Annotated in this window: 20 protein-coding genes; 19 read left to right on the top strand and 1 reads right to left on the bottom strand. The window is 47.5% G+C overall.

Annotated features, from left to right (window positions below; all coding sequences use genetic code 11):
• Positions 1-42: 42 nt before the first annotated feature.
• The 16 genes from ACESZH_RS01210 (at position 43) to ACESZH_RS01135 (ending at position 18,753) form a co-directional block, all read left to right on the top strand.
• A complete protein-coding gene (locus tag ACESZH_RS01210) occupies positions 43-1,791 on the top strand; it encodes a sensor histidine kinase (protein WP_373219838.1) in 1,749 nt (582 codons plus the stop codon).
• Between the two features lie 3 nt (positions 1,792-1,794).
• On the top strand, positions 1,795-3,354 hold the full coding sequence (locus ACESZH_RS01205; protein ID WP_373215540.1) for a response regulator: 1,560 nt from the start codon (positions 1,795-1,797) through the stop codon (positions 3,352-3,354).
• A 90-nt stretch (positions 3,355-3,444) separates the two neighbouring features.
• On the top strand, positions 3,445-4,731 hold the full coding sequence (locus tag ACESZH_RS01200) for an ABC transporter substrate-binding protein (protein ID WP_373215539.1): 1,287 nt from the start codon (positions 3,445-3,447) through the stop codon (positions 4,729-4,731).
• Positions 4,732-4,735: 4 nt separating this feature from the next.
• Positions 4,736-5,623, top strand: a complete 888-nt coding sequence (locus ACESZH_RS01195) for a carbohydrate ABC transporter permease (RefSeq protein ID WP_373215537.1) — start codon at positions 4,736-4,738, stop codon at positions 5,621-5,623.
• Positions 5,624-5,635: 12 nt separating this feature from the next.
• Positions 5,636-6,475, top strand: coding sequence for a carbohydrate ABC transporter permease (locus tag ACESZH_RS01190; protein WP_373215535.1), 840 nt, complete (start codon positions 5,636-5,638; stop codon positions 6,473-6,475).
• Positions 6,476-6,614: 139 nt separating this feature from the next.
• Entirely contained in the window at positions 6,615-7,670 is a 1,056-nt protein-coding gene (gene hisC, locus ACESZH_RS01185; RefSeq protein WP_373215533.1) for a histidinol-phosphate transaminase, read from the top strand.
• A 23-nt stretch (positions 7,671-7,693) separates the two neighbouring features.
• Positions 7,694-10,243 (top strand): C1 family peptidase, encoded by a 2,550-nt coding sequence (locus tag ACESZH_RS01180; protein WP_373215531.1) that lies wholly within the window; start codon positions 7,694-7,696, stop codon positions 10,241-10,243.
• A gap of 70 nt (positions 10,244-10,313) precedes the next feature.
• On the top strand, positions 10,314-10,445 hold the full coding sequence (locus ACESZH_RS01175) for a hypothetical protein (RefSeq protein ID WP_373219836.1): 132 nt from the start codon (positions 10,314-10,316) through the stop codon (positions 10,443-10,445).
• Positions 10,446-10,495: 50 nt separating this feature from the next.
• A complete protein-coding gene (gene rho / locus ACESZH_RS01170; protein WP_373215527.1) occupies positions 10,496-11,926 on the top strand; it encodes a transcription termination factor Rho in 1,431 nt (476 codons plus the stop codon).
• A 112-nt stretch (positions 11,927-12,038) separates the two neighbouring features.
• A complete protein-coding gene (gene rpmE, locus ACESZH_RS01165; protein WP_015541906.1) occupies positions 12,039-12,242 on the top strand; it encodes a 50S ribosomal protein L31 in 204 nt (67 codons plus the stop codon).
• Positions 12,243-12,349: 107 nt separating this feature from the next.
• A complete protein-coding gene (locus ACESZH_RS01160) occupies positions 12,350-13,336 on the top strand; it encodes a DUF1385 domain-containing protein (protein WP_373215525.1) in 987 nt (328 codons plus the stop codon).
• Entirely contained in the window at positions 13,333-14,232 is a 900-nt protein-coding gene (prmC, locus tag ACESZH_RS01155) for a peptide chain release factor N(5)-glutamine methyltransferase (protein ID WP_373215523.1), read from the top strand. The genes ACESZH_RS01160 and prmC overlap by 4 nt, the downstream gene beginning before the upstream one ends.
• A complete protein-coding gene (gene prfA / locus ACESZH_RS01150; protein WP_373215521.1) occupies positions 14,225-15,301 on the top strand; it encodes a peptide chain release factor 1 in 1,077 nt (358 codons plus the stop codon). Before prmC ends, prfA begins: the two co-directional genes overlap by 8 nt.
• Positions 15,302-15,382: 81 nt before the next feature.
• Complete coding sequence (locus ACESZH_RS01145) at positions 15,383-16,300, top strand: NDP-sugar synthase (protein ID WP_373215519.1); 918 nt, start codon at positions 15,383-15,385, stop codon at positions 16,298-16,300.
• A gap of 17 nt (positions 16,301-16,317) precedes the next feature.
• A complete protein-coding gene (gene glmM / locus ACESZH_RS01140; RefSeq protein WP_373215518.1) occupies positions 16,318-17,664 on the top strand; it encodes a phosphoglucosamine mutase in 1,347 nt (448 codons plus the stop codon).
• Positions 17,665-17,673: 9 nt separating this feature from the next.
• Positions 17,674-18,753 (top strand): tetratricopeptide repeat protein, encoded by a 1,080-nt coding sequence (locus tag ACESZH_RS01135; RefSeq protein ID WP_373215516.1) that lies wholly within the window; start codon positions 17,674-17,676, stop codon positions 18,751-18,753.
• Positions 18,754-18,894: 141 nt separating this feature from the next.
• Here the strand turns inward: ACESZH_RS01135 and ACESZH_RS01130 are convergent, their stop codons facing one another.
• A complete protein-coding gene (locus tag ACESZH_RS01130) occupies positions 18,895-19,692 on the bottom strand; it encodes a transglutaminase domain-containing protein (protein WP_373215514.1) in 798 nt (265 codons plus the stop codon).
• Positions 19,693-19,811: 119 nt separating this feature from the next.
• On the opposite strand from ACESZH_RS01130, the gene hflX reads away from it, so the two are divergent.
• The 3 genes from hflX (at position 19,812) to nikB (ending at position 25,124) form a co-directional block, all read left to right on the top strand.
• On the top strand, positions 19,812-21,053 hold the full coding sequence (gene hflX, locus ACESZH_RS01125; protein WP_373215512.1) for a GTPase HflX: 1,242 nt from the start codon (positions 19,812-19,814) through the stop codon (positions 21,051-21,053).
• A gap of 334 nt (positions 21,054-21,387) precedes the next feature.
• Positions 21,388-23,760, top strand: a complete 2,373-nt coding sequence (locus tag ACESZH_RS01120) for a ribonucleoside triphosphate reductase (RefSeq protein WP_373215510.1) — start codon at positions 21,388-21,390, stop codon at positions 23,758-23,760.
• A 425-nt stretch (positions 23,761-24,185) separates the two neighbouring features.
• A complete protein-coding gene (gene nikB, locus ACESZH_RS01115; protein ID WP_373215508.1) occupies positions 24,186-25,124 on the top strand; it encodes a nickel ABC transporter permease in 939 nt (312 codons plus the stop codon).
• Positions 25,125-25,130 lie beyond the last annotated feature (6 nt).

Raw genomic sequence — 25,130 nt, 5'->3', positions numbered from 1 at the left:
TTGGCAGGCGGATTTAATGATAATACGGGGAGGAACTGACGCATGAAGGCTCTGAAGAAGATGAAGATCAAGACAAAGATATGGGGATTGTTTGTGGCATGTATTCTTGTGACATCGTTTGTCTCTATTGCCGTGGTGGTATACAGCAATAAGAAAGCCACGTTGAACCACATCGGAGAAATGACAACCCAGACCCTTCACGCCATTGATAACAACATGGAGCTGATGATCGACCATGTGAATCAGGACACCTATGCTGTTTTTTGGAGCAAAATGTTTCAGGACACCCTGGAGGAAGTGTCCAAGGGCAATCTGACCGTGGAAACAAGGACGGATCTCCAGGACTGCCTGATCAACATCATGCTGGCAGGAGACTATATTTCCTCTATTCTGTTTTATGACAATCTGGGAAATTCCTTTAGCTGCAACAGGGAAGAGGTTGTGCTGAAAAAGGAAATTCCGGTAGAAGAAGCGTATTGGTACAACGAAGTAATGGAGATGGACGGAGACTGGATCTTTGAAACAGACGGCGGCGGTATGGTGAGCTACAAAAGCCAGAATCGTAACATCCTGTCCATGATAAAGGTGATCAAGAAAAAAACAGATTATTCAAAGCTTGGGATCCTTATGGTAAATATTGACGAAAAGACCATCCGCAATATTTTTTCATCCGTGGGAGGAAATTTGAATTCCAATTTTTATGTGATGCTGAACGGAGAACTGATTTTTGGACCGGAGGATGAAAAAAAGTACCAGGCAAGCAAAGAAATCATCGGGGAGCTGACAGAAAACGAGACAAGGATCGACAGGAATTCCCAGACACCGATGGTATACAAAAAGATTTTTTCCGCCCTTCCAGGCTGGAGCATTGTTGGCGAGATTCCTCTGGACAGCTTATCTGTGAGTATCAGCTATTTTCAGACGGTAGGCGTTCTGGGATTTAATATTCTGCTGCTGGTTTTATGCTGGCTCTATATTTCCCGTGCTCTCAGCCGTCCCATCCAGAAAATGGAGGAGCAGATGCTGTACTCAGACTCCATTCCGGAGAATATGGTCATCGAGGAGGAATGCGAGGACGAAATCAGCAATTTAAAACGTGCCTATAACGCCTTGCTGAATTCCATACGTGAGCTGCTGGAACGGACGAGGAAGGAAGAGGAGATCATCCGGAAAAACGAGCTGGATCTGATACTTGAGCAGATCAGCCCTCACTTTTTATACAACACTCTGGACACCATCAGCGCACTGACATTGATCGGCGACCAGGACAAAAGCTTTCAGATGACCCAGGCTCTGGGGCGTTTTTACCGGAACAGCCTGAACAGCGGACGGCAGATGCTTTCCCTGAGGGAGGAGCTGGATATTATCAAAAACTATATGACTATTATCAATATCCGGTACGATGATAAGATCAGTATCACTTATGAGGTGGCTGAAGACCTGCTGGATGTCCTGATCTTAAAGCTGATCCTGCAGCCCCTGGTGGAAAATGCAGTACACCATGGAATGCGCCAGAAGGACGGACCTGGCGAACTGAGGATTGGGGTTCAGGCGCTGGATAAAGAGATGCTGGAGGTTTCTGTATGGGACAACGGAGTAGGCATTCCGGAGGAACGGATCGGGAAAATCCTCAATGGAGAATACAGGACAAAAAAATCAGGATTTGGTCTTTACAGCGTAAAACAGAGAGTGGAGCTTTTTTACGGGATCACGGATGCCGTATGTATTCGCAGTGATTTGGGAAACTGGACGGAGATCAAGGTGAGATTTTCACGCAGAGATGAGGAATAGCAGATGGATAAGGATATCATTAGCATATTGATCGTGGACGACGAAAAATACGAAGGAATATTAATGGAAAAGGGTGTTGACTGGGAAAAGGAAGGCTTTCGCATAACAGCGGTAGTCCAGTCTGCGGAAGAAGCATTGAAGGTTATGGAGGAGGAGCTTCCGGATATTGTATATACGGACATTAATATGCCGATTATGGACGGTCTGGAGCTGAGCAGAAGGATCCGGAAAGAATATCCGGCTGTTCATATTGTCATTGTGACAGGATTCCGGGAATTTGAGTATGCCCGGGAAGCAATCCACATCGGAGTGGAGGATTTTCTGTTAAAGCCTATCCAGGCAGACGAAATGCTGGCTACGGCAGTTAAGGTCAGAGAGCAGATTCTGAAGCTGCGGGAGGAAAAGACAAAGCAGGTGGAAAGCTTTCCCGTCCTTTGCCAGGAGCTGGTGAGAAGGATCGTGACAGGATATATTGATGTAAACGATGCGATCGGAAAGCTTATTGCCTATAATATGCCTTTGCTGTATCAGAGCAGAATGAGAGGCTTTCTGCTGGAAACAAAACTGGGAAGCAATAACCTTATGCTGTCTGTCCTGGAAGCCATGAATCAGGCTGTTGGGGAAAGAAATTACTGGTATACCTTTCTGGAAAAGAACAAGGTATTCTTTGTGATCGGGGAAAGGGAAAATACGGCAGCTCAGATCGGGCAGGTATTTGAAGAGCTGTCTGCTGTGAGCCAGGAGGAAACGCTGGTGGTCTCTGTAAGCAATCCATGCGAAAGCATAGAGGATTGTCCCAAGCTTCTTTCGGAATGCGAAGAAGCGTCTGTGAACACAATGAAGGATAAAGGAAAAACGCTGATTTTTTATCAGGAATATGTTGGCTGTATGGAGGAGATCAGCCGTTCCTATCCCGTGAATTTCGATGCGTACAGGCTGGCGGTAAAAAGCGGCGACCAGGAGGCGGCAATTGCGTTTATTGACCGCTATCTGGAGCGCTATATCTTTGACGGGCCGCTGCTGATCCCGCAGCTTCGGAACCTGGGAATCCTGATACTTCATAATACCCTGTCTATTATGAAAGAGTATAATAAGTATTTTAATGATGCGGAACAGATGAAACTTCTGGAAACGATCTCTCATATGAACACGCTGCAGGAATTCTGCAGAACTTCCTACTCGCTGATCGAAAAGGTGATAGGTGCGGTAGCAGAGAATTCCACCGGAAATAACATGGTCCGGAAGGCGCAGGAATACATAGAGAATAATCTTGACCGGGAGGGGCTGTCCCTGAATATGATCGCCTCGGAACTGTTTGTAAATGCCAGCTATCTCAGCCGTATTTTTAAGCAGACGGCAGGAGAGAGCATTACAAAATATATTATGCGCAAACGAATTGAGAAAAGCATGGATCTGTTTGACCAGACAGACCTGAAGGTCTATGAAGTGGCAGCAGCAGTCGGAATGCCGGATGCCCACTATTTCGGAACCTGTTTTAAGCGGTATACAGGCAAAACCGTGAATGAATACAAAAGTAAAAATCGCAACCTTTTAGGTAAATAACCTGAATTGAGCCAAATGTTTGTGAGCTTTATAATATTGTCAAACAAAAAGGTCCGATGAAAACAAGGGCTTAAAAAGGAGGAAAAAGAAATGAACAAGTGGAAAAAGGTTACGGCGGTTTGCATGAGCGCAGCTATGATGTGCGGAGGAGCACTGGGCTATACCACAACCGTTTCTGCAGATGACAAGGTAGTGCTGGATGTATGGCATCAGTTCACTGATCCGGAAAGTGCACAGACCAAGACCTTCCTGGAGGCAGTAGAGAAATACCAGGAAGAAAATGAAAACATCGAGATCGAGCTGCACGGTCTTGATACGGAATCTTACAAAACAAAGATTTCTACCGAGTTTGCAAGCAGCGCTTCCGGTGTGGATGTATTCTATTACTGGGCGCCTGGAAAGATCAAACAGTTGATCAATGCCGACAAGGTATTACCTCTGAATGATTATGTCACAGACGAGGTTATGAGCAGAGTAAAAGAAGGCTCCACAAGCTCCTTTGAGTTTGGAGACAATCTGTATGCGCTTCCTATTGACAGCTATATGATGTGCCTGTTCTGCAACAAGACATTGTTTGACGAGGCAGGGGTAGAGATTCCTACAACCTATGACGAGCTGATCGCAGCAGGTGAGAAGCTTCTTGAGCTGGACGGCGTAACTCCTCTGGCAATCGGTGCAAAGGATTCCTGGCTGGCAGGCGCTTTCTATGAGTCCCTTGCTCTGAGAGAGGTTGGCGCAGAAGAAGTACAGTCTGCTTTACTTGGAGAAACTGAGTTTACAAATGAAGGCTTCAAAAAAGCAGCAGAAGATGTTGTTGAGCTGTATGAGAAAGGCATTTTAGGAAAGAACCCGTTGGAAGACGGAGAAGCAGAGGCTACTGCTGATTTCCTCAACGGCAAAGTTGCTATGCAGCTTGACGGAAGCTGGTTTGCAGGTACGATCGATAATACAGATGACACTGTAGTAACAGACGTGGAAGCAATTACCTTCCCGGTTGTTTCCGATGAGCAGAACGCTACAGATTATGCAGGCGGCGCAAGTGCTTCCTTCTTTGTAAACAAGAACACAGATACTCCGGCAGAGGCTGCAGATTTTGCAATATATATTTCCGAGCAGATGGGTGTGAAGGCTCTTGAGATCGGTTCCGGATTCCCATGCTGGAATACAGAAATTGATGAGTCTGTAATTTCTCCGACCTTTATTAAGCTGATGGATCTGTACGATGGCGTTCAGACTGGTGTACAGAACTGGGATGGTATTCTGGACGCAAATGCGGCAGCAGTTCATCTTGAGCAGGCACAGTCCTTATTAGTTGAGGGTGCAGACCTGGATACCTTTATGGCAGCACATCAGGACGCAATCAGCGCACAGGGATAATATTATGAAAAAGCTATTAAGCAATAAACTATACATAACAGTTTTTGTTGCGCCAGCTTTATTCCTGTTTATTGTGATGGCAGTGGTTCCGCTGTTTACTACCGGATATTACGGTTTGTTCAATTATGATGGAATCGGGGAAAAGGTTTTTATCGGACTTAAGAACTATAAGGATCTGTTTACAAGCGATCCGTATTTTATGAAATCCATCCTGAATTCCTTTATCCTGGCAGCAGGCTCTCTGTTTATACAGATCCCTATTGCCCTGCTGCTTGCCATTCTTCTGGCAAATGGCGTGAAGGGAGAAGGTTTTTACAGAACTGTATTTTTCCTTCCGGTTGTAATTTCCAGTATGGTAATCGGACAGCTCTGGTGCAAGATTTTTAACAGTGACGGTCTTTTGAACGCAGTCATGGGACTTCTGGGAATGGTAGATGACAACGCATGGCTGGTAAATCCCAAGACAGCGTATATGACCACCGTTGTTCCGGCTATCTGGCAGAGTATCGGTTATCATATGGTAATCCTTTATGCAGGTGTAAAAAATATTTCACCGGAATATTATGAGGCTGCAAAGCTGGATGGCGCTACAGGCTTCAAGGCGGCGACAAAGATTACGATCCCGCTTCTGATGCCTACGATAAAGGTAAGTGCTACCTTCGCGCTGGTTGGATCCCTGAGAGTATTCGATCTGGTATACGTTATGACCGGAGGCGGACCAAACCATGCCAGCGAGGTTCCGGCAACCCTGATGTATGACAATCTGTTTGTAAAATGCAAATATGGTTACGGCAGCGCCCAGGCGTTCTTCATTGTATTTGAGTGTTTGCTGTTCAGCTTTTTACTGAATCTTATCTTTAAGAAGTCAGAAGAAAACGCATCGGCGATTTGAGAGGAGCAGCATATGAATACAAGTGTAATGAAAATAAAAAAGACAGTCATATATGTGTTCCTGATCGCATTTACCTTTATCCAGATATTTCCCTTTTACTGGCTGGTAACATTTTCCTTTAAAAGCAACACGGAAATATTTGATTCCAATAACCTGGTAGGTTTGCCGAAGGTATGGCGTTTTGAAAATTATTCAAAGGCGCTGATGGGCGGGGAAATCCTGCGCTACCTTTTGAACTCCATTTTGTATGCAGCAATTACAGTGGTGGTTTCCACTCTGCTGGCAGCAATGGCGGCTTATGCTATCAACAGAATGTACTGGAAAGCAAAAGGGATCGTGGCTGCAATCTTCAGCCTTGGTATCATGATTCCTGTACAGGCTACGCTTCTGCCGCTGTTTCAGGGTCTGGATGCACTGGGACTGAGAAGGGGATATCTGGGGTTGCTTTTGCCCTATATTACCTTTGCCATGCCTATGACGGTTATGATTTTGGGTGGTTTCTTTAAATCACTGCCCAGGGAAATCGAGGAAGCGGCATGTATTGATGGATGTAATATCTTTTCCATGTTCTTCCGGATCATTTTCCCAATGATCAGACCGGGTATTGCAACATCCTGTATCTTTGCATTTCTGAATACATGGAACGAGCTTTTGTTTGCAAATACTTTTGTGGACAGTGCGGAGTATAAGACACTTCCGGTAGGTATCATGTCCTTTGTAGGAGAGCATTCTACAAACTGGGGTATTATCGGAGCCGGAATGGTGATAGCCACCCTTCCTACAGTTGTAATCTATCTGCTTCTGAGCAAGCAGGTTCAGGAGAGCTTTACAGTGGGAGCTGTAAAGGGCTGAGAATTAAAAAAAGGCCGAAAACCGTGCGAGCGGTTTGAGGCCTTTTTTTGCGGGAATATGGGTAATGTTTGACAAAGCAAAGGGAAATCGTTACAATATCTAAATAAATCAACAGCAGCGATGAAAAAGGAGACAGAACATGAAAACATGGGAAGCCAATGTCCGCAAGGTTGTGCCGTATACGCCGGGTGAGCAGCCGAATGAGCCGGATATGATAAAGTTAAATACAAATGAGAATCCCTATCCTCCTGCACCGGGGGTGGAGGAGATTTTAAAGGGCATGAATACGGATGCTTTGCGTCTTTACCCCGATCCTGCGGCGGCGGAGCTGGTTCACGCGATTGCGGAGTTTTATCATCTTCAGGATGACCAGGTGTTTGTGGGCGTAGGCTCTGACGATGTGCTTGCCATGAGCTTTCTTACGTTTTTTAATTCCGGAAAGCCAGTCCTTTTCCCTGACATTACTTATTCCTTTTACGATGTGTGGGCGGAGCTTTTCAGAATACCATATAAGCGTCCGGCGCTTGATGAGGATTTCCATATTTGTAAGGAAGATTATTTTGAGGAAAACGGAGGCATTGTTTTCCCAAATCCAAATGCTCCTACAGGGGTGGAGATGCCCCTTGCGGATATTGAGGAGATCATCAGGAAAAACCGGGATGTGATCGTGATCGTGGACGAGGCATACATAGATTTCGGCGGAAAGTCAGCCCTGCCGCTCATTGAAAAATATGATAACCTGTTGGTAGTGCAGACCTTTTCCAAATCCAGGTCCATGGCCGGAATGCGAATCGGTTTTGCTTGCGGAAGTCCTGCACTGATCAAATACCTTAACGATGTGAAATACTCCTTTAATTCCTATACTATGGACCGCACGGTTCTGGCGACCGGCGTGGCATCGGTGAAGGATAAAGAATACTTCGAAACCACATGCAATAAGATCGTGGAAACGAGAGAATGGACAAAGAAGGAGCTTGCGGCTCTGGGATTTTCTTTCCAGGATTCCAAGGCGAATTTTATTTTTGCCGCACATGAAAGCTGCCCGGCAAAGGAGCTTTTTGAGACTCTGCGGAAGCAGCACATTTATGTGAGATATTTTGCAAAACCAAGGATCGATAACCATCTGCGCATTACCATCGGTACGCAGGCGGAGATGGAGAAGCTTGTGGAGTTTTTGAAAGAGTACCTGAACTAGAGGCACCATAAAAGGAAAAACGAATGAAAAAAATAGAAGTATTAAAAAAGAGTGTCCTGTGTCTGGCGTTGGCAGGCACTCTCTTTTTTCATAGTGCTCCTGCTGCAGCGGAGTTTTTTGCGGAAGAGATCCTGGAGGGAGAGATTTCGGAGGAAGAGATACCGGATACAGCGGAAGCCGAGGGCTTTGGAGACGCAGCCATCCAGGAGCAGGAAACTCCCGAAGCAGAAGAGTTTGCAGGAGAAGATTTAAGCGGCTTCAGCGAAGACGGTGAGAGAACGGAAGAGGAGCCGGAAAATGTTGGAGAGCCTTCGGAGGAAACCATGACGGAGGAGGAAAAGGAGCAGCAGCTTGCACCGATCCGGGAGCTGACGCCCATCAGCTATGTGGAAAATCCTGAAAGTATACTGGGAAGCGATACTGGCAGAGTGGGCTCGGCGCGTATGGCACTTCCGTCCAGATATGACCTCAGAGGAAGCCTGTCTACGCCTGTAAAGAACCAGACTCCGTCCAATATGTGCTGGGCGTACACTCTGGCGGCAGATATGGAGCTTTCACTCCTGGGAAAAAATCTTGGAGCCTACGACCTGTCCGAGGAACATCTTGCCTACTTCTTTGCAAACAGGGTCAATGATCCGCTGGGAAATACGCCAAATGACAGGAATCAGGTCCTGCACCACTACCGGCAGGGAGGAAACCAGACACTGGGAGCTATATTTTTGAGCACCTGGTCCGGTATGACGCTGGAATCCCAGGTTCCCTATGTGACAAATGAGACTCATACCTGGGATTCTCCTACAGTGCCTTCCGCAGGGTTGGCGTATCAGAAAACTGCCTATCTGAAAAACGCGGTTTTTACGGATTATTCCGTATCGCGGATCAAGGAACTCATTTACCAATACGGCGCTGTTTCTCTTTCCTTCCAGATGTATGACCAATATTATAATCCGGAAACCTGTGCTTACAGCTATCCTGTTTCTGATTCCGGGGCAAACCATGCGGTGACGCTGGTGGGCTGGGATGACAGCTACGCCAGAGACAATTTCCTGCCTGCTTCCGGGGTAAAAGCAAACGGTGCCTGGATCGCAAAGAACAGTTGGGGAAGCGAGTGGGGAGAAGGGGGATATTTTTACATATCCTATGAGAATACATCCAATTACAGCATGGTTGCAGCGGAAGCGGACACAGCTTCTTCCTACAACAATAACTACTTTTACGATGGATCCTGTGCGCTGAGCAAGCTGAAGCTTTATCCTTCCGGAGGCGGCGGTATCAGTTCTGTAGCAAATATCTTTACCGCAAATGCAGGTAAGGGAAAAGGGGAAACTCTGGGCGAGGTGGTGCTGGCAACCTATACGGACGGCGGCTCCTATGAAATCCAGATTTACACCAACCTGACAGACAAAAATAATCCTACAAGCGGCATTCCCGCCTACAGCATTCCGGTACGGTATTATCAGCCATATGCCGGGATCACCACGGTGAGTGTGCCGGAAGTAACGTTAATGCAGGGAACGCTGTATTCCGTGGTCGTGACCAATGCGGGGACAGAAACTATAGAATACCTGTGCGAGACAGACAGCGCCTACGACTGGGTTCAGTTTCAGGCCGGTCTTTCGGCGCAGCAGAGCTATTATTACTCCGCGGGACAGGGCTGGAGTGATTTTGTAAAATCAGGCAGTATGGCATGTGCCAGGATCAAGGCGCATACGCGAACGCTTGCCGGTGCTGTATCTGTGTCCGCTCCCTCCGGGGTAAAGGCCACGGCAAAAAGCTATAACCAGGTAACGGTTTCCTGGAATCCGGCAGCAGGTGTTTCCGGGTATGAGATTTACCGCAAGGCTTCCGGCGGAAGTTATACAAAGATCGGAATGGTATCTTATAAATACACCTCTTTTACAGACAAAAAGGCAGTGCTGGGAACAAAATATGCGTATAAGGTACGTTCCTACAGCATGGTCAACGGTCAGGCAGTATATTCCGGCTATTCCAGCGCAGTCAGCGGAAAGTCAGCACTTGGAGTGCCAAAGGTTTCGGTGAAGGTATCCGCCAGTCTTTACAATAAAGTCACCTGGAATAAAATTTCCGGCGCTCAGGGTTACATTGTTTACCGCCGGACAACAGGGGGCTGGAAAAAGCTTGCGCAGCTTACAGGCAGCTCTAAGATAAGCTATACAGATAAGAAAATCTCGGCGGCTGCTTCTTATGAATATATGGTCCGGGCATACAGGACTGTGAATAAAAAGCAGTTAAAAAGCAGCTATCAGTCAAGCGGAAAATATAAATCTGCTCCGGCAGTGCAGAAGGTCTCCTCTGTGACGGAAAACAAGAAGGGCCTGAGAATACGCTGGAGTCCCCAGAAAACCTGTGATGGCTATCGGATTTACAGAAAAGAGGGAAGCGGCAAGTGGACGAGCATTGCTGTGATCCAAAATGGAAAAACATCCTCCTATCTGGACAAGGCGGTGAAAAAAGGGAAAAAGTATGCTTACCGTGTCCGCGCTTATGTGAAGGAGCCTTACGGCACAGTTTACAGTAAGTATAAAACATCCAAAACAATACGGAAAAAGTAGAATCATGTAAGAGTCGTGACGATTTGTGTCGATAAATACTTCTTGCAATGGAAAATGAATGCTGTGTATAATGAAAGCGAAAAACCAGGATGGGGTGGACAAAAGAGAGGAAACTGTGGTAGAATGGATAAGTCAGGAAGATTTTGCGGCACTTGCCGTTCCCGTCAATTCAGACAATGTTTCCCGTTATACCACACGATGATCATTCACATAACATATAGAAGACAGATTATGAAGAGGTAGAAGATTATTATGAGAGAAAAGTATGAGTCCTTATCTCTGGCAGTATTAAAAGATTTGGCAAAGGCCAGAGGTCTGAAAGGTATTTCCACACTTAGAAAACCGGACCTGGTTGAACGTATGCTGGAGGAAGACGCAAAGGAAAATTCCCAAAGCAGGACCAGGGAACCGAATTATGAGCCAGAGAAAGCAGAAATGAAAACAGAACCAAAGAGAGAGCCGGACAAGGCTAAGGAACCGGAAAAAGAGGCTGCGGAAGGAAGAGCAGAGCGTGTCAGCAATACATACCATGTACCGGCAGAAACTGTGCAGCTCGACAGCGGGGAAAAGGCAAACGGCATCCTGGAGGTGCTGCCTGACGGATACGGATTTATCCGCTGTGAAAACTATCTTCCGGGAGAAAACGACATCTATATTTCACCATCCCAGATACGCCGCTTTAACCTGAAAACAGGAGATATCATCCAGGGAAATATCCGCATTAAGACACAGGGAGAGAAATTCAGTGCTCTGCTGTATGTGACCTCCATCAATGGATTCCATCCAAGCGAAGGTCAGAAGCGTTATAATTTCGAGGATATGACGCCAATCTTTCCAAACGAGCGCCTGATCATGGAACGTCCGGGAGGGACCACAGCCATGAGGATCGTGGATCTGATCAGCCCGATCGGTAAGGGACAACGCGGTATGATCGTCTCCCCGCCAAAAGCCGGTAAGACAACCCTTTTAAAGGATGTGGCGAAGTCCATCCTGAAAAATAACAGGAATATGCACCTGATCATCCTTCTCATCGATGAGCGTCCGGAGGAGGTTACAGATATCAAGGAGGCAATCCAGGGGCCAAATGTAGAAGTTATTTATTCTACCTTTGACGAGCTTCCGGAGCACCATAAACGTGTATCGGAGATGGTAGTGGAGCGTGCCCGCCGTCTTGTGGAGCATAAAAAAGACGTGACCATCCTTCTGGATTCCATCACGAGACTGGCAAGAGCCTATAACCTGATCATCCCGCCAAGCGGAAGAACGCTTTCCGGCGGTCTTGACCCGGCAGCCCTGCATATGCCGAAAAGATTTTTCGGTGCAGCCCGCAATATGAGAGAGGGAGGCAGCCTGACAATCCTGGCAACAGCCCTTGTAGACACAGGAAGCAAAATGGATGACGTGATTTACGAGGAATTTAAGGGAACTGGTAATATGGAGCTTATTCTGGACAGAAAGCTGCAGGAAAAACGTGTATTCCCGGCTATTGACATCCAGAAATCAGGTACCAGGCGTGAGGACCTTCTGCTGACCAGAGAGGAGCAGGAGGCTGTCTACATCATGCGCAAGGGCTTAAACGGAATGAAATCCGAGGACGCTGTGGAACAGATCCTCAACATGTTCTCGCGGACCAGAAACAACGCAGAATTTGTGCAGACCATAAAAAAACAGAAATTTTTATAAATAACTTGCATTTGTTGTAAGGCTGTGCTATAATCAGAAAGCTGTGTAATAGTGTGAATTCGTCAGATTCAACGCGAATAGAAAATAGAACGAACATAGAGAGGTGAAAATCATGAGAGAAGGAATCCATCCGAATTATTATCAGGCAACTGTAACCTGCAACTGCGGAAATACTTTTGTAACAGGTTCTACTAAGAAGGATATCCACGTAGAAATCTGCTCCAAATGCCATCCGTTCTACACAGGACAGCAGAAGGCAGCTCAGGCTCGCGGACGTATTGATAAGTTCAATAAGAAATATGGCCTGAACAAATAATAAACGGTTTGTTTGAATATTGCTGAGTGAGAAGGTTGAGGTTGGGAAATCTCAACCTTTCTTTGTTTAACAGGGCTTTTTCCCTGAATCCCCTATAGGAGGAAAAAATGAGATCATCGAACATTGGCGGTCAGGCAGTCATGGAAGGAATCATGATGCGCCATAAGGACAAATATTCTATAGCTGTCCGCCGTCCGGATAAAGAAATTGAATTGAAAACAGAGGATTACAAGTGCCTTTTCGGAAATGCTAAAATCTGGAGAAAACCCATCATCCGCGGTGTTGTAAGCTTTGTGGAATCTCTTGTCGTGGGCACAAAGTGCCTGATGTATTCCGCGGAGATCGCGGGAGACGAGGAGGATGAGGAGGAAGCTGCAAAGAACGCAGCCCTTACCGAGGAGGAGCTTGCAGCAAAAAAAGCAAAAGAGGACAAGCAGTTTAAATGGCTTTTGTATGTCACGGTTGCTGTTTCCATTGTAGTTTCCGTTGCTGCGTTTATGCTTCTTCCCTACGTGCTTGCAAGCTTTTGCAAAAAGGCAGGGGCATCGGAGGTTGTGGTTACCATTGTGGAGGCCTTTGTGAAGATGGCGCTTTTCATGGGCTATATGCTGCTGATCTCCAGAATGAATGATATACAGAGAACGTTTATGTACCACGGCGCGGAGCACAAGTGCATCAACTGTGTGGAATCCGGTAAGCCTCTTACCGTGGAAAATGTAATGGCAAGCTCCAGGCAGCACAGGCGCTGCGGAACCAGCTTTTTGTTCCTGGTTATGCTGGTGAGCATTTTTCTGCATTTTATTTTTGTACTGGTACCCTTTTACTGGGCGCGTCTGTTTGGACGCCTTCTCATGGTTCCTGTTGTGTCCGGCGTATCCTTTGAGCTGATCCAGTGGGCTGGAAGGACAGACAGCAAGCTGGCCTGCATATTGAGTAAGCCCGGCCTTGCCATGCAGAAGCTGACCACAAAGGAGCCTACAGCCGATATGGTGGAGGTTGCCATCAAGGCAGTGGAAGCTGTTTTTGACTGGAGAGCTTACTTAAAAGAAGAGTTTGGTGTTGAGGTGCCACCGGAGGAACAGAAGGAAGCATGAGTACCTTAGCCGTTCTTTTAAAAGAAGGAAAAGCTATCCTGGAGAAAGCCGGGATAGAGGAAGCCGGGCTGGATGCCTGGCTCCTGCTGGAATATGAGACAGGAAAAAACAGGGCTTACTACTATGCCCATCAGGAGGAGAGGGTATCAGATGAGACAGGAAACTCCTATTTAAAAAAGATTCAACTGCGTGCCGGGCATATTCCGCTGCAGCACATTACCCATCAGGCATTTTTTATGGGCAGCGCGTTTTTTGTAAATGAGCATGTGCTGATCCCAAGACAGGACACGGAAAATCTGGTGGAGGAGGCGCTTGAGGCGGCAAAGAATATGGAGAGTCCCAGGATTCTGGACATGTGCACCGGGTCCGGCTGTATTTTGCTCAGCTTCCTTATGGAAAAGGAGGGCAGTACAGGAACCGGAGTTGACGTATCCCGGGAGGCGCTGAAGGTGGCAGAACGAAATAGAGATTCCCTTTACCTGGGCGGACGTGCGGATTTTTTGGAAAGTGATTTATTTGATCAGCTATTTTTACAGAAAAAAGATAGCAAAGAGCAGTCTGGTTATGATATGCTTATATCAAATCCACCATATATCAGGACAGCAGAGATTTCAGGGCTGATGGATGAGGTACGGCTTCATGATCCTGCCCTTGCCCTGGACGGGCATGAGGACGGATTGTATTTTTACCGCAGAATAACCAGGGATGGAAAAGCATTTCTGAAACCCGGCGGGTGGCTTTTGTACGAAATCGGATATGACCAGGGAGAGGCTGTTTCCCGGATCATGAGGGAAGCGGGCTTTTCCGGAGTAAAGATAAGAAAGGACCTGGCAGGACTTGACCGTGTGGTGCTGGGCCGATTAGCAGAGAAAAATCAGGAGGATAACCATGTTTGACAAATTAGACGATTTGCTCATCCGATTTGAGGAGATACTCAATGAGCTTGGGGAGCCGGGCGTGACATCAAACCCGGAGCGTTTCCAGAAGCTGATGAAGGAACAGAGCGATTTACAGCCAATAGTGGATACCTACAAAAAATACAAAAAAAATAAAGAAACCATCCAGGACAGCCTTTCCATGCTGGAGGAGGAGAAGGATGAGGATATGAGGGAGATGCTGAAGGAGGAGCTTTCCGAGGCAAAGATGCAGGTGGAGGAGCTGGAGCACGAGCTGAAGATCCTTCTTCTGCCAAAAGACCCCAATGACAGCAAAAACGTTATCGTGGAGATCAGAGGCGGAGCAGGCGGCGATGAGGCAGCGCTTTTTGCAGCGGAGATCTACCGTATGTATGTGAAATACGCGGAATCCCGCCGTTGGAAGACCGAGATGATGAGCCTGAACGAAAACGGGATCGGCGGCTTCAAGGAAGTTACCTTTATGATCAATGGTAACGGCGCATACTCCCGTCTGAAATACGAAAGCGGAGTACACCGCGTACAGCGCGTGCCGGAGACAGAATCAGGAGGCAGGATCCATACCTCCACCTGTACGGTAGCCATTATGCCGGAGGCTGAGGAGATTGACTTCCATCTGGATATGAACGACTGTAAGTTCGATGTTTTCCGTGCATCGGGAAACGGCGGACAGTGTGTCAATACGACAGACTCCGCGGTTCGTCTGACTCACATCCCTACAGGAATCGTGATCTCCTGCCAGGATGAAAAGTCACAGTTAAAAAATAAGGATAAGGCTTTGAAGGTGCTTCGCTCCCGTCTTTATGAGATGGAGCTGGCAAAACAGCACGATGCGGAAGCAGAAGCCAGAAGAAGCCAGATCGGTACGGGTGACCGTTCCGAAAAGATCAGAACCTACAACTTCCCCCAGGGGCGTGTCACAGACCACAGGATCAAGCTGACACTGCACCGGCTGGAAAATATTCTGGACGGGGATCTGGACGAGATCATTGATAGTCTGATCGCAGCAGACCAGGCAGCGAAGCTGAGCAATCTCCAGGAGGACGCATAAGCATTTGGACATGCAAGCATGTCCGCTTGGCTCGTTGCTCGCGGGAATATATAAAAAACAGCAAAAAATGGAGGATACAGTATGATAAAAACAGCACTTGTCATTATGGCAGCCGGAGTGGGCAGCCGTTTTGGAAACGGAATCAAACAGCTTGCGCCTGTAGGACCTAATGGGGAGATCATCATGGATTATTCCATCCGTGATGCACTGGAAGCAGGATTTAATAAAATCGTATTTATTATCAGAAGGGATCTGGAAGAGGAATTCCGCAATACCATCGGAGCAAGAGTCTCTAAGATTGCGGAGGTAGCTTATGCCTTCCAGGAAATCACGGATCTGCCGGAGGGCTTCACAAAGCCGGAGGAGCGGACAAAGCCCTGGGGAACAGGACATGCGGTGATCTGCGCAGATTCCGTGCTGACAGAGCCGTTTGCCGTTATTAACGCGGATGACTATTATGGAAAAGAAGCCTATGTAAAGGTTCACGATTATCTGGTACAGGAGCAGCCTAAGGATGGCAAGCTTCATATCTGTATGGCTGGCTTCCGTTTGGGAAATACGCTGAGTGACAACGGAAGCGTTACAAGAGGTATCTGCCATATTGCGGACGGACAGCTTACAGGCGTTACGGAAACGCATAATATATTTAAGACAGCAGAGGGCGCAGAGTGCAGGAATGATGACGGCAGTGCAGAGCCGCTTGATGTAAAAGCGCTGGTTTCCATGAATATGTGGGGGCTGACACCTGCATTTATGGAAACATTAAAGAAAGGCTTTGTGGAATTCCTGAAAGGTGTGGAGCCTGGAAATATTAAAAAAGAATATCTTCTGCCGGAGCTGATCGACAGACTGATCCAGTCAGGCGAGGCACAGGTGGATGTCCTTGAGACAAAGGATGAGTGGTTTGGAGTGACATACCAGGAGGATAAGGAAACTGTCATCAGGGCATTTCAGGAGCTGACGGATGCAGGCGTTTATCCAAACGGTCTGTATAAATAGAACAGGAGGAGCTTATTATGGGAAAATATTTTGGAACCGACGGTTTTCGTGGAGAAGCAAACGTAAAGCTGACAGTAAACCATGCCTTTCAGGTTGGACGTTACGTGGGCTGGTATTACGGACAGGATCACAAGGCAAAAATCGTAATCGGTAAAGATACGAGACGAAGCAGCTACATGTTTGAGTATGCACTGGTAGCAGGCCTGACCGCTTCCGGCGCAGATGTTTATCTGCTTCATGTTACCACGACCCCCAGTGTGTCCTTTGCGGTCCGCACGGAGGACTTTGACTGCGGTATTATGATCTCCGCAAGCCACAATCCGTTCTATGACAACGGTATTAAGCTGTTAAACGGAAATGGACAGAAGATCGAGGCGGAAATCGAGGAGAGGATCGAAGCATACTTGGATGGTGAGATTGAGGAGCTTCCTCTGGCTACAGGAGAGGACATCGGACGAACCATCGACTTTGCATCAGGACGTAATCGTTACATTGGATATCTGATCTCCATTCCCAGCCGTGATTTCAAAAAGATCAAGGTTGGTCTGGACTGCTCAAACGGAAGCGCATCTGCTATCGCAAAGAGCGTATTTGATGCGCTTCAGGCAAAAACCTATGTGATCAACAACAGCCCGGATGGAACCAACATTAACACAAATTGCGGCTCCACCCATATTGAGGTTCTGCAGAAATATGTTGTAGACAACGGACTGGATGTGGGATTTGCTTATGACGGCGATGCAGACCGCTGTATCGCAGTAGATCACAGAGGAAATATCATTGATGGCGATAAGATCATGTATGTCTGCGGAAAATATCTGATGGAGCAGGGCAAACTAAACGGAAATACGGTGGTTACCACAGTTATGTCCAATATGGGACTTTATAAGGCTCTGGAAAGAGAAGGAATGCGCTATGAGCAGACGGCTGTAGGCGACAAATACGTGGCGGAGAATATGCTGGAAAACAACTACAGCATTGGCGGAGAGCAGTCAGGACACGTTATTTTCAGCCGTTACGCCGCTACCGGTGACGGTATCCTTACCTCTCTTATGGTTATGGAAGCATGTGTGGAGAAAAAGGCTACCCTTTGCGATCTCGCAAAGGAGATGAAGGTATATCCGCAGGTATTGCGCAATGTCCGCGTTGCAGATAAAAAGACGGCTCGTGAGAACCCGAAGGTCGTGGAGGCAGTGGAGACAGCAGCAGCAGCGCTGGGAGATGCAGGACGTATCCTGGTTCGCGAGAGCGGTACCGAGCCTGTGATCCGTGTCATGGTGGAAGCTGAGACAGATGAGCTGTGCCACCTTCATGTAGGCAATGTGGTCAAAGTAATGGAAGCAGAAGGATTGATCGTAGAATAAGGGAAACCAATGAAATTCAGAAAAACAGCACTCATTTTAGCAGTTTGTATAGGAACAGCCGTTTTTTCGGGCTGTGATAACGAAAAACAGAAGATTTTCGAACAGGCCGGCAAGAACCTGGAGCAGGGAAGCTATGAATATGCACTGCAGGAGTATGCTGAGTCTGTAAACAACCAGGTAAATCTGCCCATGTCCTACAGAGGCATGGGAATCGCCAATCTGCGTCTGGGAAATTATGAGGCGGCCATAGAAAGCTTTACCAATGCTCTGGGATGCGACAGAGTTAAAAAATCTCTGGAAAAGGATCTGTATACCTACCGGGCAACGGCACGGTTTTTGGCCGGGCTTTACGAGGATGCCATGGCGGATTGCCAGATGCTTGCGCAGAACCACACCATGGATGCGGATTGCTATTTCCTGACAGGAAAAGTAGCGTTGGCTATGGATGCCTACGATGAGGCCGCCAATAATTTTGAGCAGTCTTTTGGGGAGGATTCCACATATGACAGGGCAATCCAGATTTATGAGGTTTATCTGGAACAGGATATGGAGGCGGACGGTTCCAGGTATCTGGAGGCTGTTCTGGCTTCGGAGCCAAAAGGAACCCAGGATATCTGCGACAGAGGGCGGATTTATTACTATATGGACGACTATGCCAATGCCCGCCAGGAGCTTACGGAGGCATCTAATCAGGGCAGTACAGAGGCGCTTTTGCTTCTGGGTATGGTCTATATGGCACAGAATGATTATTCCAATGCCAGAGCCATGTACCAGCAGTTTGTGAGTCAGGCGCTGGATGCTCAGGAGAGTGACGGGGCCCAAAGTGCAGCCCAGGGATATAATGGGCTGGCGCTCTGTGATATTGCAGAGGGTAACTATGACAGTGCACTGGAAAATATCAGCAGCGGAATTTCCTTCGCAGAAGAGGAGGAGATGCAGAGCCTGCTGTTTAACGAGGTTGTTGCCTATGAAAAGAAGCTTGATTTTGCAACGGCATTACAAAAGGTTCAGGCTTATCTGGAAATATACCCGGACGATGAGGAAGCTAAAAAAGAAATGGCGTTCCTTAAAACAAGGACTGGGGTTTAAGCACTGACAAAAAAAGACCACGTGAACAGACGGAACCCGAATGGGTCCAGACTGTGCTCACATGGTCTTTTTTATTTCATAGGGAAGGCCCCTGTTTGGTACTGTGTGAAGATACGCACTGCGCGCCAAGGCGCACACGGATTAGATTTTAACGACATAAGTACGGTTTGGCTTGTAGTTAGGACGACCCTGTACGCCGCTCAGGGAATAATCCATGGCAAAGTAGGTGTCCACCTTGCTGACAAGCGCCCAGTCCGGATCGTAAACCTTGCCCTGGATCTCCGCCCAGCCGTGGCCGCCGGAGGATACACAGTAAACATTCTTGGCGCCTACAGCATTTGCCAGGAAAGCAAAGGCACATCCGTAGGATACGCAGTCACCCCTGTTTTTGTAGAACATATCCTCGGCAAAATCCAGTTCCCAGCCTGATTTGTTGGAGAAAGCGCGCCAGGAGGTATAGCCGTAGGCAGTCTTTGTATAATCAAAGCATTTTTTCAGCTTTTCCGTCTGGGTCATAGTGGGCTTGGTAATCTTTTGGACTATGTTGTTTGCCTCCACCATAAGTTTCAGCTTCCGCAGGTTGGAGCCCTTTTTGTCGGCTCTGCCCTTTGCATCCAGCTTAATTCCGTTGATGGTTTTTGATTTCACCATATAGGCTTTTCTGCCGGATTTGATCTGGAAGAAATAATAGTTGTTCTTGATCTTTCTCCAGCCTGAGCGCTGAACGCCCTTGGAATCAAAGTAATACTGGTACTTCCCGATTTTTTGAAGACCTGTTACTTTTTTGCCCTTATTGTTGTAAAAATAGACGTTACCTTTTTTGGTAACCCACTGATTCGTCAGCTTCTTTCCGGCAGCCTGCACGGGAACAGACAGAAGCAGCAGGGTACACAGCAGGAAAAGCCCGGTCAAAAGTGCATGTTTTTTGTTCTTTCTCATTTTGATGTACTCCTTCCGTGAAATAATGTGTTATTAAAATTATAGCGGATATACTATTGATTAGCAAGAAATTTCCGTGATACAATAGGCAAAGCTATAATAGAACGAGGTAAAAATATATGGAATATTTTGATGAAATAGAAGAGCGTGTGATCCTTGTTGGCGTGCAGGTGGGTGACAATGAGAATGTCTCAGAATCCCTGGACGAGCTTGCAGAGTTGGCTGAGACGGCAGGAGCAGTCACCGTGGGCAGGCTCATACAGAATCGTGAAGCCATTCATCCAGGTACCTATATCGGCAAAGGAAAGATTGAGGAGGTACGCTCCCTGATGCTCGCCATGGATGCCACAGGTGTGATCTGTGACGATGAGCTTTCCCCTGCCCAGATGAACAATCTGGAGCATGAGCTGGAATGCAAGGTTATGGACAGAACGCTTCTCATCCTGGACATTTTTGCAAAGCATGCCACCACAAGCGAGGGAAAGATCCAGGTTGAGCTGGCGCAGCTTCGTTACCGTGCTGCGCGGCTGGTGGGACTCCGGGCTTCCCTTTCCAGGCTGGGAGGCGGGATCGGAACAAGAGGACCTGGCGAAAAGAAGCTGGAAACAGACAGGCGTCTTATCCGTAAACGCATCACTGCCTTAAAGGAAGAGCTTTCTCAGGTGGAGCGGCACAGAGAACTGCTCCGGGCCGGGCGTTCCAAGGGAAATTTAAAGACAGCAGCTATTGTGGGATATACAAATGCAGGAAAATCCACGCTTCTGAATAAACTGACGGGCTCAGAGGTTTTGTCTGAGGACAAGCTTTTTGCCACACTGGATCCTACCACCCGGGTTCTGAACCTGGAGGACGGACAGCAGATCCTGTTGACCGATACGGTAGGGTTTATCAGAAAGCTTCCCCATAATCTTGTGGAAGCCTTTAAAAGTACGCTGGAGGAAGCAAAATACGCGGATTATATCATCCATGTGGTAGATGCCTCAAATCCCCAGGCGGAGCTGCAGATGGAGGTTGTATATGAAACGCTGAAGGACCTTGGCGTTTCCGGGAAAAAGACGATCACACTTTTGAATAAGCAGGATGCGCCTACAGTAAACGAGATTCAGGATTTCCAGGCGGACAAGACATTTAAAATTTCCGCCAGGACAGGAGAGGGGTTGGCAGAGGTTGACCGGTTCCTGAGCAAGCTGCTGGCAGAGGAGCAGTATTATATGGAAAGACTTTTCCCCTATCAGGAGGCTGGCAGGATCCAGGTGATCCGGGAGTATGGGCAGCTTCTTTCCGAGGAATATACAGAGGAGGGAATCTTTGTGAAAGCGCGGATTCCCAAGGTATTGTACCGCTCCCATTTTTCGAAATGAAGCGGTTGGATAACTTTGAAAATAGACTAAAATTGTCTAAAAATTCAAACTCTATATTGTGCATTTTTTAAGAAACAACACAAGATATTGTATTTTGGTATTGACGCAGTGATAAGAGTTTGCTACAATAAGCCTACAGTGATCAACCGGCAGCTTGCTTTACGGACTGCCGGTTTGATTTGCCCTGACATAGGAAGAGTGCTGACACAGCATCAGATGTGACAGGAAGAGGGAAAGGGCGTATGCGGAGCGCATTTTCCAAATGATACGAAAGATAAGCGGAGGCAATAGACCGATAAAATTACAAATTGGAAAAGTGCAAGGGAGGCAACATATGTTTCAGGTAGTAAAAAGAGACGGCGAAATTGATGAATTTAAAATGAGCAAGATTACGGCTGCTATCAGCAAGGCATTTGATGCGAAGAGTAAAAGCTACAGCCAGGATATGATCGAGCTGCTGGGGCTTCGTGTTACTTCTGATTTTCAGGATAAAATTTCTGAAAACAAGATCACGGTTGAAGATATTCAGGACAGCGTGGAAAATGTTCTGATCCAGGCAGGCTATGCGGACGTGGCAAAGGCATATATCCTTTACCGCAAGCAGCGTGAAAAGGTCCGCAACATGAAGTCCACGATCCTGGATTACAAAGAGATCGTAAACAGCTACGTAAAGGTTGAGGACTGGCGTGTTAAGGAGAACTCCACTGTTACCTATTCCGTAGGCGGTCTGATCTTAAGCAACTCCGGCGCAGTGACCGCAAATTACTGGCTGTCTGAGATTTATGATGACGAGATTGCAGAAGCTCACAGAAATGCAGACCTTCATCTCCACGATCTGTCCATGCTGACAGGATACTGTGCAGGATGGTCCTTAAAGCAGTTGATCCAGGAAGGACTTGGCGGGATCGAGGGAAAGATCACCTCTTCCCCTGCAAAGCACTTAAGCGTTCTCTGCAACCAGATGGTAAACTTCCTGGGAATCATGCAGAACGAGTGGGCAGGAGCACAGGCGTTCTCTTCCTTTGACACCTATCTGGCACCCTTTGTAAAGGCAGATAACCTGTCTTACAGGGAAGTAAAAAAATGTATCGAATCCTTTATCTACGGAGTCAATACACCCAGCCGCTGGGGTACACAGGCGCCGTTCTCCAACATCACCCTGGATTGGACTGTCCCGGATGATCTGGCGGAACTCCCGGCTATCGTAGGCGGCAAGGAGATGGATTTCAAATATAAAAACTGCAAAAAAGAAATGGATATGGTAAACAAAGCTTTCATCGAGACCATGATCGAGGGCGATGCCAACGGACGCGGATTCCAGTATCCGATCCCGACCTACTCCATTACCAGCGACTTCGACTGGTCTGATACAGAGAACAACAGACTCCTGTTTGAGATGACTGCAAAATACGGTACACCGTATTTCTCCAACTATATCAACAGCGATATGAAGCCAAGCGACATCCGCAGCATGTGCTGCCGTCTCCGCCTGGATCTTCGTGAACTCCGCAAAAAGAGCGGCGGCTTCTTCGGTTCCGGCGAGAGTACCGGCTCTGTGGGCGTTGTCACCATTAATATGCCGAGGATCGCATACTTAAGCGCAACACCGGAGGAGTTTTACGAGCGTCTTGACCGTATGATGGATATTTCAGCGCGTTCCCTGCACATCAAGAGAGAGGTCCTTGGAAAGCTTTTGGACGAAGGACTGTATCCTTATACAAAGAGGTATCTGGGAAGCTTCAACAACCATTTCTCCACCATCGGTCTGGTGGGAATGAACGAGGTTGGCCTGAATGCACGCTGGCTTGGCGGCGACATGACAGACGAGAAGACCCAGAAATTTACAAAAGAGGTTCTGACCCATATGCGCGACCGTCTGTCAGACTATCAGGAAATGTATGAGGGTGAGCTTTTCAACCTGGAGGCAACTCCGGCAGAGTCCACATCCTACCGTCTTGCAAAGCATGACCGCAAGCGTTGGGCAGACATTAAGACAGCAGGCTGCAAAGGGGATACACCGTACTATACAAACAGCTCTCATCTCCCGGTTGGCTACACAAGCGACATCTTTGACGCTCTGGACATCCAGGATGAGCTGCAGACTCTGTACACCTCCGGAACCGTATTCCATGCCTTTGTAGGCGAGAAGCTTCCAAGCTGGAAATCCGCGGCAAGCCTGGTGCGCAAGATCGCAGAAAATTACAAGCTGCCATACTACACCATTTCTCCCACCTACTCCGTATGCCGGGAGCATGGCTACATCAGCGGCGAGCACTTTACCTGCCCGAAATGCGGCAAAAAAGCCGAGGTTTACAGCAGGATCACCGGATACTACCGTCCGGTCCAGAACTGGAACGACGGAAAATCCCAGGAGTACAAAAACCGTAAGCTTTACGATATTGAGCATTCACAGTTTAAGAAAATCACCGCCAGCGTTGTCACTATGACAAAAGACGACATAACCATTAACCCAATGGAAACCCACAAATACCTGTTCACCACCAGCACCTGCCCCAACTGCCGTATGGCCAAAAAGATGCTGGAAGGCGAGAACCTGGAAATCATCGACGCCGAGCAGAACCCCGAGCTAGCAAAAAAATTCGGAATCCTGCAGGCCCCAACCCTAGTAATCCTGGACAGCGGCAACGTAAAAAAATACGTAAACGCCTCCAACATCCAGAAATACGTAGACGAAGAACTAGACTAACCCCAATTTTAAAGAAACTGCCCGCGCCCTTCCGCGGGCAGTTTCCTTGTGCATCAGCCAGCCATAACCCTCCCGCGTAACAAGCGGGGCCAACAGGGGGTGTGCGAGGGGGAATGCGGCCTTCGCAACTCCGAGCTTTCCCCCTCGCGGTTTTCTTTTTTTACAAAAGCCCCCAAATTGTATCGGAATTTATACAATTTTGTCACCCCCCACACTGTACAATTTTCCCCCCAAGTATTATATTCAGGAGAACTGCTTGTAAATGATTCAGTATGATTCTTACGGTAGATAGGAAGCATCTTTTCTTGTTGTATTTTTGCACCCGTATCTATGTACGAGTGCATTTTTTGTTTCAAAAGAGGGTACTCCCAAGCTAATACGACAGGTTGGACGAAAAATCAGAGAAATGTAGGAAGGAGTTAAAAGTGACAAAAAAACAAATTGGAAAACGGTTGCTCCAGATTGTGATCGTCTTGTTCGGAATCAGCTTTTTCACCTTTGGACTGACCTATCTTTCCCCAGGAGATCCGGCGGAGATCATGTTGACAGAGTGCGGAAATCTGCCGACACCGGAGCTTTTGGAACAGACGAGACATGAACTTGGTCTGGATAAACCGTTTCTGGTACAGTACGGCACCTGGTTGGGCGGCGTACTGACTGGTGACATGGGAATGTCTTATTCTATGAAGGTTCCTGTGGTAGATAAACTGGTATCCGCATTTTGGCCTACCCTGCAAATGTCACTTCTGGCGCTGCTGATCATGGTGATCATTTCCATCCCTCTTGGAATTTTAGCCGCAGTGTACCAGAATAAATGGCCGGATTATCTGGTGCGGGGCGTGACCTTTATCGGGGTATCTGTGCCCAGCTTCTGGCTTGGATTGATTCTGCTGAGCATATTCGGCGTACAGCTTCGATGGGTAAATGTAGCTGGCGGCAGTACGGATCTGAAGGCAATGATCCTTCCTTCTGTAACACTTGCTCTTGCTATGTCGGCAAAATATACACGGCAGGTCAGAAGTGCTGTATTGGAGGAACTGCGTCAGGATTATGTGACCGGTGCGCGTATGAGAGGAATTAAGGAGTCGGTGATCTTGTGGAAACATGTACTTCCAAATGTAATGCTTCCCATTGTAACCCTGCTTGGTCTGTCCCTGGGAAGTCTTCTGGGCGGTACGGCAGTGGTAGAGATCATCTACAACTGGCCCGGTATGGGAAGTATGGCAGTAAAAGCTATTTCCTGCAGAGATTATCCTCTGGTACAGGGCTATGTATTATGGATCGCGATTTTGTATATGTGCATCAACCTTCTGGTTGACTTGTCCTATCGCTATCTGGACCCAAGATTAAAGGAGGAACGCTGATTTGAA

Origin of the sequence: Ruminococcus sp. 5_1_39BFAA (genome assembly GCF_964240875.1) — a bacterium.
Lineage (GTDB): Bacteria > Bacillota > Clostridia > Lachnospirales > Lachnospiraceae > Blautia_A.
This window is presented reverse-complemented; position numbering and strand designations above follow the sequence as displayed.